Source organism: Gilliamella sp. A7, assembly GCF_002142015.1.
Classification (GTDB): Bacteria; Pseudomonadota; Gammaproteobacteria; order Enterobacterales; family Orbaceae; genus Gilliamella; species Gilliamella apis_A.
In genome coordinates this window covers 1-10,527 of the sequence record NZ_NASN01000069.1, presented here as the reverse complement: position 1 = coordinate 10,527, position 10,527 = coordinate 1, and the positions used below count along the sequence as shown (strand labels likewise).

The following is a 10,527-nucleotide window of genomic DNA, read 5'->3' as shown; positions in this document are numbered from 1 at the left end:
TCTTTAATTAGATGAATTTTATCTATTTTTATAAATATATTATTTATTTAAAATAAAAAATTTTGCAAAATTTATTTGAAAAAAAGACTAAAGTAGTTATACTCTGTTGCGCAATTATTTTGCAACTATTTCTTAAATACATATACAAATCATTCTGTGAATAGCAGATGCATTAATCTCCACCCCAACAATTGTTTAACTGAAATAAGATTTAATTTTTTAAATTAATTAAATTTAAACCTATTGATAAAATTTTGTAGCACTTTAATTTGTTGACGTAATAACAAGGTCATTAATATTGGAGGTTATGGATGGCAAGTATTTTGGTAACAGGTGGCAGTGGTTTTTTAGGATCAAATTTATGCATTAGACTAATTAATGATGGTAATTTTGTAATAAGTATTGATAATAATTATACCGGAAGAATGGAAAATTTAAATTCCATTATTGAACATCCCAATTTTTTATTTATTAAACAAGATGTTATTCAACCTTTAGTAATTGATAAGCAAATAGATCAAATTTATCATCTAGCTTGTCCCGCTTCTCCTCCAGCCTATCAAGGTAAAGCTGCAATCATGACTACGAAAACATGTGTTTATGGTGCAATAAATCTTTTGGAATTGGCAAAAGAGAAAAATGCCAAAATTTTATTAGCTTCAACTTCAGAAGTTTATGGTGATCCTTTAGTGCATCCTCAAGTTGAAAATTATCGTGGAAATGTTAATCCTAATGGTGTAAGAGCTTGTTATGATGAAGGTAAACGTTGCGCTGAAAGTTTATTTTTTGACTATTATCGTGAAGAAAATGTCAGAATTAAAGTAATACGCATTTTTAATACATATGGGCCGAAAATGGATCCAAAAGATGGTCGTGTTATTAGTAATTTTATCTGTCAAGCTTTAAGAGGTAAGGATATTACTATTTATGGCGAAGGAAATCAAACTCGATCTTTTTGTTACGTGGATGATCTCATTGATGTGATGATAAAAATGATGAATAGTCATGATGATTTTGTCGGACCTGTAAATATAGGAAATCCAGAGGAATTTACGATAAAAGAACTCGCCGAAAAGGTAATAGCAAAAATTGGAGGGAATTCAAAGATTGTATATTGTGATTTGCCTAAGGATGATCCTGCACAACGAAAACCAGACATAACACTTGCAAAAAATAAATTATTCTGGGAACCACAGATTAATTTGAATATTGGTCTAGAAAAAACAATAGATTACTTCCAATCTGAATTATTCACAGAGGACAATAGCTATGAAGATTAGTATTATTGGAACTGGTTATGTTGGTTTACCTACAGGGGTTGGATTGGCTGAATTAGGTCATCAAGTGATTTGTATTGATAGAGAAATTTCTAAAATAAATCGATTAAAAGAAGGTGAAATAACATTATTTGAAGATGGCCTAGAAGAGCTTTTGAAAAAAAATTTAGCGAAAGGGAATATCTCATTTACAAACTCTATGAAAGAAGGCATTACAGGTGCAGATATCGTGCTTATTGCTGTTGGAACCCCTCCTCATCCGGAAACAAAAGAAGCTGACATGAAATATGTTCATGCTGCCGCTACTGAGCTCGCACAATATCTAAATAAATATACCGTTATTGCTACAAAATCGACTGTTCCGGTTGGCACTGGTGATGATATTGAAATATTAATTTCTAAAACAAATCCGCACGCAAAATTTGATGTTGTATCTTTACCTGAGTTTTTGAGAGAGGGTTTTGCTGTTTATGATTTTTTCAATCCTGATCGCATTATAATAGGAACTGATTCAGATTCTGCTAAGAATGTACTTACTGAATTATATAAACCGTTTGCAGAAAAATCCAAAATTTTATTTGTGAAGCGAAGATCAAGTGAAACAATAAAATATGCTTCAAATGCTTTCTTAGCGTTGAAAATACACTATATTAATGAAATGGCTGATTTTTGTGAAAAGGCTAATGCAGATATTGATGAAGTTGCAAAAGGAATGGGATTAGATTCTCGTATTGGTAATAAGTTTTTAAATCCCGGCCCGGGTTATGGTGGTAGTTGTTTTCCTAAGGATACCTATGCAATGCATTTTATGGCTAAACAAAATGGTGTAGAACTTACACTTATTGACGCAGCCATAAAAGGTAATGAAAAAAGGAAACAGAATATTGCAAAAAAAATAATATCAAAAATTAATCATATCTATGCTCCGAAAATTGCTATTTTAGGATTAACTTTTAAGGGTGGAACAGATGATTGCCGAGAAAGTCCTGCAATGGAAATTATTGCTGAATTATTGAAGTATGAATTGAAGATTACAGCATATGATCCTAAAGGAATGAAAAATGCTAATGAGCTTCTTGGTGATAAAATAGATTATGCCGATAATATGTATTCTGTTGCTAATGATGCTGATATTTTAGTCATCCTCACTGAGTGGGAAGATTTTAAAAGTTGTGATTTACATAAAATTATGGTGCATATGAGACATAAAAATATTTTTGATACACGCAACATTTTGAATTCAGAACTAGTTAAAAAAATTGGCTTTTCATATGAGAGAATAGGCCAATAAATCAAAAGAATATTAACTATAAGTAGGTAAAATTTATAGTTAAAAATAACAATCATTCAATATTTAATAATATGAGGCCATAATGTCATTAGATATCTCAATTATTGTACCTGTGTACAATTGTGATAAATATTTAGTACGAAGTATAGATAGTTTATTAAATCAAACTATAAGTAATATTGAAATCATTTGTATTGATGATGGTTCTACTGATGAATCATTTAAAATTTTAAAAGATTATGCTAGTAAACATTCACATATTATTTTATTACGTCAAGAGAATAAAGGCCCTGCAATTGCTAGAAATCGAGGATTAGCGATTGCACAAGGTGAATACATAATGTTTTGTGATAGTGATGATTGGTATGAACCTGATATGTGTGAAAAAATGTTACAAACTATTAGACTAAAAGATGTTGATATGGTTATGTGTGATTGTAATATAGTTAAGGAGGATGAATCGTATAAGGTACGTGATGATGATATAATTTATCATAAGCTAAATACTTTTGGATATCATACACTTACAGTTGAACTTAAACATAAAATTAATAGTGTACTTTGGAATAAGATTTTCAAAAAAAGCATTCTTGATAAGAATAATATTGATTTTCCTTCAGGTCATTATCATGATGATATGGCATTTATTTTGCAATATCTTTGCTCATCCAAAAATATATATGGTATTGATTTTAAACTATATAATTATGTGTTTAGAAGTAATTCTATAATGCATAAGACTTATTTTTCAGTCAATGATGATAAAAAGTTGTTTGATGTTATTGATGCTTTAAAATATTTTTATATTAAATTACTTGAAAATAATAATTTTCTTATTAATAAAAAACTTTTTATGTATAAATTAACATCTATGATGCAATGGGTAATGTTGAAATGCGCAAATAAGGATCAAATGGATCGTTTCATAGATTATTGCAATGAAAAATTAATTTTCGATTTGGATTTAAATATTTTTCAAGAATGTGATGAACGTTATTATTTAAATATGTCCAAAGATAAAAATTATAAATTTTTTGCTCAGTTATATAATATAAAAGAAAAAAATAAAGATAATGATCAAGAGAATAAGACAAATAATCCTTCTCTTAATAAAAAGATTAGGGAAATATTTAAGTTTATTGATTTAACTATTAGAAAAATATTAGTTATTTTTCGCAGTTATTTGCTTTTTCCATATTATTTATATCGAATTTATAAAAAATTATAAAATTAATAAATTATTTATGAATAAATTCTAAATAGCACTTTAAAAAATTAAGTGCTATTGTTTCGCATTGATTTTTTAGTAAAAATATTATTTATTAATAACCTTTTTATTTCGTTAATTTCTTATAAATCCTCTTTATCTAATAGATTAGCGACTAATAAGAATTTATAGTATAATCCTAGCTATTTTCTAATGTATATACAGTTGATTATGTCAAAAAAATTTAGCTCATTACGAGCATTGATTCAACTATGGCCATTCGTAAAACCTTTCAAAAAAGCTTTATTTATTGCAGTACTAGGGCTTTTATTAAATGCTGTTACAGATTCGGCTTTAATATCTTTGACTAAACCACTACTTGATAATGGTTTAATGGATAAAAATTATTCTTTATTGATTATTATTGCTATTTCGATCATAGGTTTAATTGCATTAAGAGGCGTATCGAATTATGCCTCTACATATTGTCTATCTTGGTTATCAGGAAAAGTTATAACTAAATTTAGACAAATGGTATTTGATCATCTTGTAAAGTGTCCAGTAAGTTTTCATGATAAACAAACTGTCGGTGATCTTGTATCTATTATAACTTATAACACACAAATGTTATCTAAAGCTTCTTCTGATGCCTTAATTATTTTGGTTCGAGAAATAACTTATGCCATTGGGTTATGTGTTGTTATGTTTTATGGTAATTGGAAGTTAGCATTGGTATTAATTATACTGGTACCATTTATTATTTGGGTTGCTCAATTTATTGCTAAGAAATTTAGAAAAAAATTGATGTCCATGCAAAAAGGAATGGGCGAAATTACCACTGCTGCTGATGAAATGTTGAAAGGGCACAAAGATGTTTTAGTTTTTAATGCTAAAGAATTTGAAAAAAACAATTTTAACAAAATTACCAATATATTTAGATGTGATATGTTAAAAATAGAATTAATATCACGATTATCAACTCCTATTGTGCAAATGATTGCAACTTTTGGTTTAGGGTTTATATTATTTTTAGTTGCAAGTCAAAGTTTAGATATTACGCCAGGTTCTTTTACAGTTGTTTTTTCTGCTATGATTGCAGTAATGCGACCTTTAAGAGAATTGACAAGTTTACATGTTGAATTACAAAAAGGTGCTGTTGCATGCGAATCTTTATTTGGACTTTTAGACACACCGCTTGAAGTTGATAGTGGTAAAATTGTAGCTAAAAATGTTAAAGGAAATATTGAGTTTAAAGACGTAACCTATCAATATCCATCAGGCAATAAGCCTATACTTAATGATATTAATTTCAGAATCGAGGCTGGCCAAACGATTGCTTTAGTTGGTAGATCAGGAGCAGGTAAGTCAACTATTGCAAGTTTAATTCCTAGATTCTATGATTTAGAAAAAGGCCAAATCTTCATTGATGATATTAATATTAAAGATTATACATTAAAGTCTTTACGTAACCAAATCGGATATGTTTCTCAAAGAGTGCATTTATTTAATGGAACAATTGCAGATAACATTGTTTACGGTGAGAGAGGGTTGCATAGCCAAGAAGAGATTATCAATGCTGCTAAATTAGCTAATGCTATGGAATTTATAGATAAATTAGATAAAGGAATTGATACCGAAATTGGCGATAATGGTGTTTTATTATCAGGAGGACAACGACAGCGTATTGCAATTGCAAGAGTACTATTACGTAATAATCCTATTTTAATTTTGGATGAAGCCACATCAGCACTTGATAATGAATCAGAACGGCTTGTGCAAGAAGCTATAGAATTGTTACAAAAGAATAGAACTTCAATCATTATTGCTCATCGATTATCTACAATTGAAAAAGCAGATCGTATTTTAGTGATTGATAATGGAAGAATTATTGAAGATGGAAATCATCAAACACTTATTGGGCTGGATGGTATTTATGCATTAATGCATAAAATGCAATTTAATTCATAAGAAAATTAATTTATTAAATAAATAATAATATGAGTAATAATAAACATAAAACCTTTAATCAAGATATATCAACTTGGCGAACTTTTTTAAAACTATGGCCATATATTACACAGCATAAGTTTGTGCTGTTCCTATCAATAATATTATTAATAGTTAGTGCATTCGCGGATACTTCATTGATTGGTTTATTGCGTCCTTTACTAGATTTAGGTTTTTCTATGAATGACCAAAAGTTTCTATATATGGCGCCTTTATATATATTTGGTTTAGTGTTAATTAGAGGAATGGCTAATTATGGCTATTCAGTTTTATTAGCATTTATTTCCGGTAAAATCATAATGCGTATTCGTCAGCGACTCTTTGCTCATTATGTTGATGCTCCTGTTACCTTCTTTGACAGGTCATCAACAGGAAGATTATTATCGCAAATTACATACGATACAGACCAAGTTGCCGCTTCTTCTTCTGATGCCTTAATTACTATTATTCGTGAATCAGCATTTATTTGTGGGCTATTTTATACAATGTTTTCCAATAGCTGGCAACTATCATTATCTTTAATCATAGTTACTCCTATTGTAATAGCATTGATAACTTTTATTTCCGTCAAATTTAGAAAACTAGCGAAAAGTATGCAAAATTCAATGGGCAATGTCACTATGTCAGTAGAGCAAATGTTAAAAGGACATAGAGAGATTATTGTTTTTGGTGCTCAAGAAGAAGAATCTAAAAATTTTGAGAAAGTAAATAACAAATTTCGTCGAGATGGTATGCGACTAGTTTCAGTTTCGGCATTATCTACACCAATCATTCAATCTGTTATTTCGTTAGCTATTGCTTTTGTACTGCTAACGGCAAGTGATCCAAATTTAAACATTACACCAGGAGAGTTTACTGTTGTTTTTTCATCGTTAGTTGCTTTAATGCAACCTATCAAGAATTTAACCAGTGTTAATGCAAATTTTCAAAAAGGTATGGCTGCATGTCAAACATTATTTTCAATTTTTGAACAACCTCTTGAGGTTGATAAAGGTATTATTAATGTTGATCGTGTACAAGGAAATATCTCATTTAAGAATGTTTCTTTCGGTTATGAAACTAGACAAGAGTTAGCTATAAAGAATATTAGTTTCTCTGTACCTGCTGGAAAAATGGTTGCATTAGTAGGGCGATCAGGATCTGGTAAATCAACAATAGCTAGCTTGATTACTCGATTTTACGATGTTTCACAAGGAGAAATTTTAATTGATGGTGATGACATTCGTAACTTTACACTGTATTGTTTACGTAATCAAATAGGTTTAGTATCCCAAAATGTTCATTTATTTAATGACACAATAGCTAATAACATAGCTTATGGTCGAATTGGTGAGTATTCTCGTGAACAAATTCAAGAAGCAGCTAAAAAAGCTAATGCATACGATTTTATTATGCAATGTGAACATGGCTTTGATACTAGGGTAGGTGAAAGTGGAATACTATTATCCGGTGGGCAAAGACAAAGAATTGCAATTGCGCGTGCACTTTTACGTGATAATCCAATTTTAATTTTGGATGAAGCGACATCAGCATTAGATACAGAATCAGAACATGCAATACAAAAGGCTCTGAATGATTTGCAGAAGGGAAGAACATCTATTGTTATTGCACATAGATTATCAACTATCGAAAATGCTGATAATATATTAGTTATTGATTCTGGAGAAATAGTTGAAAATGGAACACATAACGAATTGCTCCAAAAAAATGGCATTTATGCAAAATTATATCAGGCAAATCAATTTTAGTTTATTCAATATTATAATTTTAAGGATTGAGTGAATTAAGGAATATAAGGTGTACAATGAGTATAAGCAGGATTGTTATAGATTGTGTTAATCTATTTGTAAAAGACAGAAAAAAGAAGTATTTTTTAAAGAAAAAATATGGTAGTAATCCTCCTTATATTTTGACGAGAAAAAAAGCCAAAGTTTATAAAGATATTTATATTCCAATTTATAAACATAACGTTCAATTATGCCCGGTTGAACCTGAAATTTATAATAAAAAAGGGGAGAGATTAAGAGTTATTTTTTTAAGGGATCACTATAAGCCAAATGCCTCTGCGCAAACAAGTAATTTAATATATTGGGATAAATATAATTTTGAACTGCCCCTACATCTTTATACTCATGGGCGAATGTTGGAAACGATGGGCTCTCCAACCAGCCGTTTTGGTGCTTTAATTGAGACGAAAGGTATTAAACCAGATAGTTATGAAATCTTTTCAAAATATCAAGGATTAGAAAAAGATTTTGATTTAATATTCACTTATGATGAAAAAATTCTAAATGATATACCAAATGCTCGATTTGTGCCTTTTTGTGCTGATATAAAACTTTTTGCCAGTGATTTTGTTTTGTTACCGAGCTTAGATGAAATATTTCAACAAAATTTATTTTATGAAAAATGTAAAAGCATCTCTATGTTATCATCGAATAAAAAATTATGTGATCTACATTTAAAAAGAATTCTAACGGCGAATAAATTAAAAAATAATCCTAATGTTGATACTTATGGCACATTTGATGGTGGCCAATTTATTGACCCGTATGAAACATTACGTGATTACCGTTATTCGATTGTTTTTGAGAATGAAATATCGCCTTATTGTTTTACTGAAAAATTAACTAACTGTTTCGCAACTCAAACCATCCCTATTTATATTGGGGCAAGTAAAATAGGGCAATTTTTTGACGAGGACGGTATTATAAGGATTAGTGAAAATGAAATTGATAATATAGAAAATATTATCAAACAATGCAGCGAAGATGATTATACCTCCAGAAAAGATGCAATAATGAAAAATTTTTTAGCAGTTCAGAAATTCAGCAATAATGAGGATTACATGTATAAAAATTACATAAAGAATCAGTTTTAATTTGCTTATATCAAATTAGAAAATTATTTTTAGCTAACTGAGTATTTATTTTTTAATGAACTATTAACTTATTCAATAATATGGAATTGGTAATGATCGATATAAATGGGTGTGTTGAAGATAAAAAAGTTATCGCTTTCAATGATAAAGAAATTGATAATCCATTACATATTTTACTTTGTTTTGATGATAATTATGCTTTTCCCGCTGGCGTTAATATGTATTCTATTATTCATAATAATCCAAACAGAGGATTACATTTCCATTTATTTATGCAAAATGTAAGTGCTGAAAATCAATCTAAAATAGCTGAGCTATCATCAAATCTTGTTTCAATTACTCAATATTCAATTAATGATAAATTTAGAATTCATTCAAATAATACAAAATCTTTTCCTATTTCGGCGTGCTTACGAATTATTGCACCTTTAATTATATCCCAAAATGTTAACAAATTACTTTATATCGATAGTGACACAATTTGTCTATCTTCGTTAGATGAACTTTTTAATACAGATCTTAATGATAAAATTATTGCAGCCGTAGCTGATGTTGAGAATACTCAAGTTTCTCAGTGCAAAAAATTTCAATTAGAATATGGTAGTTATTTTAATTCAGGAGTTATTTTATATAATCTTGAAAATTGGAATGAAGCTAATATAACTGAACTGTCACTTAATTTGTTAAATGAAGGAATTGAGTATAAATTTCCAGATCAAGATGTATTAAATATTTTATTAAAAAATAAAATTTATTTTCTACCAGAAAGATTTAATTGTTTAACATTATTAACAGCGCAAGGTTTTGAAGATCAAAAAAAAGCCGAAATGGGAGCGGCTATTATACATTATACTTCGGGAAGTAAACCTTGGTTCAAACTGTATTTAACTCCGATCTATAAAAAATATATAGATGATTCACCATGGAAAAATACAAAACTGTTATTAGCTAACAATCACTCCCCATCTACAACACGACGTTATTCAAAATATTTATCACGGAAGCATAAATATTTTCGTTCTTTTTTTTATTATATGTTATATCTAAAACATAAATTTTTAAAAGTATAGTTTATTAATAATATTTTTTAGCTAATTGTGATTAAGGTTTATATGAACAATACCCCACTTATATCTGTTATTATTCCGGCATACAATACAATAGATGTTATTGAAGAAACGTTGAAATCAATAGAGGCTCAAACCTATCAAAATTACCAAATTATTATTATAAATGATGGGTCTACAGATGGGACAGGAGAATTCATTGACAATTATTGTAAAAATAATAATAAAGCAATAGCTTTTCATCAAGATAATTATGGAGTGTCAATTACTCGTAATAAAGGTATTAATTGTGCAGCAGGAGAGTTTGTTTGTTTTTTAGATAGTGATGATACTTATGCAACGACTTTTTTAGAGAAAATGTTAAGTCGCCAGCAACAAACAAATTCTAATATAGTTTATTGTAGTTTTAATCGCATTAAAAAAAATAATATTGTTAAAGAAATATTGCCTTTTAAAGAAGGGAATATCCTTAAAAGTTTTATTGAGAAAAGCTTCCATTTCTCCGGGATACTTTTTAAGCGTTCTTTTTTGCTTCGGAATAATATTTATTTTGATGATGATCTTAAAATTTGTGAAGATATCTTTTTTACTATCAAAGCAATAAGTCAAACTGAAGCTTATGCAGTTAGAGAGCAGTTGTTTAACTATTTTTATAGAAATCAATCTGTTACTAATTCAATTTATAGTACTGAATTATATAAGAGTGATATTAAAACATGGTCGCGAATTCAATCTTATTTAAGAGAGAATTATGATAAAGAAGATAAACAAGATATCATCGAACTAGTTTATTTCAT

General features: G+C 28.7%; 8 protein-coding genes. All 8 read left to right on the top strand.

Translation table 11 applies throughout. From position 1 onward, the window contains the following. The first annotated feature begins 311 nt into the window (after positions 1-311). A complete protein-coding gene (locus B6D18_RS11590; RefSeq protein WP_086364592.1) occupies positions 312-1,280 on the top strand; it encodes a UDP-glucuronic acid decarboxylase family protein in 969 nt (322 codons plus the stop codon). Next, complete coding sequence (locus B6D18_RS11585; protein ID WP_086364591.1) at positions 1,270-2,568, top strand: UDP-glucose/GDP-mannose dehydrogenase family protein; 1,299 nt, start codon at positions 1,270-1,272, stop codon at positions 2,566-2,568. The genes B6D18_RS11590 and B6D18_RS11585 overlap by 11 nt, the downstream gene beginning before the upstream one ends. Before the next feature lie 82 nt (positions 2,569-2,650). Beyond that, the gene (locus B6D18_RS11580) at positions 2,651-3,796 is read left to right on the top strand and encodes a glycosyltransferase (RefSeq protein WP_086364590.1); all 1,146 of its coding nucleotides are present in this window, start codon (positions 2,651-2,653) and stop codon (positions 3,794-3,796) included. 204 nt (positions 3,797-4,000) lie between these two features. Next, positions 4,001-5,743, top strand: coding sequence for a lipid A export permease/ATP-binding protein MsbA (gene msbA, locus B6D18_RS11575; RefSeq protein WP_371328905.1), 1,743 nt, complete (start codon positions 4,001-4,003; stop codon positions 5,741-5,743). Positions 5,744-5,772: 29 nt separating this feature from the next. Beyond that, complete coding sequence (msbA, locus tag B6D18_RS11570; RefSeq protein ID WP_086364589.1) at positions 5,773-7,530, top strand: lipid A export permease/ATP-binding protein MsbA; 1,758 nt, start codon at positions 5,773-5,775, stop codon at positions 7,528-7,530. Positions 7,531-7,556: 26 nt separating this feature from the next. Then, a complete protein-coding gene (locus B6D18_RS11565; RefSeq protein ID WP_144063991.1) occupies positions 7,557-8,663 on the top strand; it encodes a glycosyltransferase family 10 domain-containing protein in 1,107 nt (368 codons plus the stop codon). Between the two features lie 92 nt (positions 8,664-8,755). Beyond that, entirely contained in the window at positions 8,756-9,733 is a 978-nt protein-coding gene (locus B6D18_RS11560) for a glycosyltransferase family 8 protein (RefSeq protein WP_158092586.1), read from the top strand. 42 nt (positions 9,734-9,775) lie between these two features. After that, a partial coding sequence (locus B6D18_RS11555; protein WP_086364586.1) for a glycosyltransferase family 2 protein occupies positions 9,776-10,527 on the top strand: 752 nt, incomplete at its 3' end.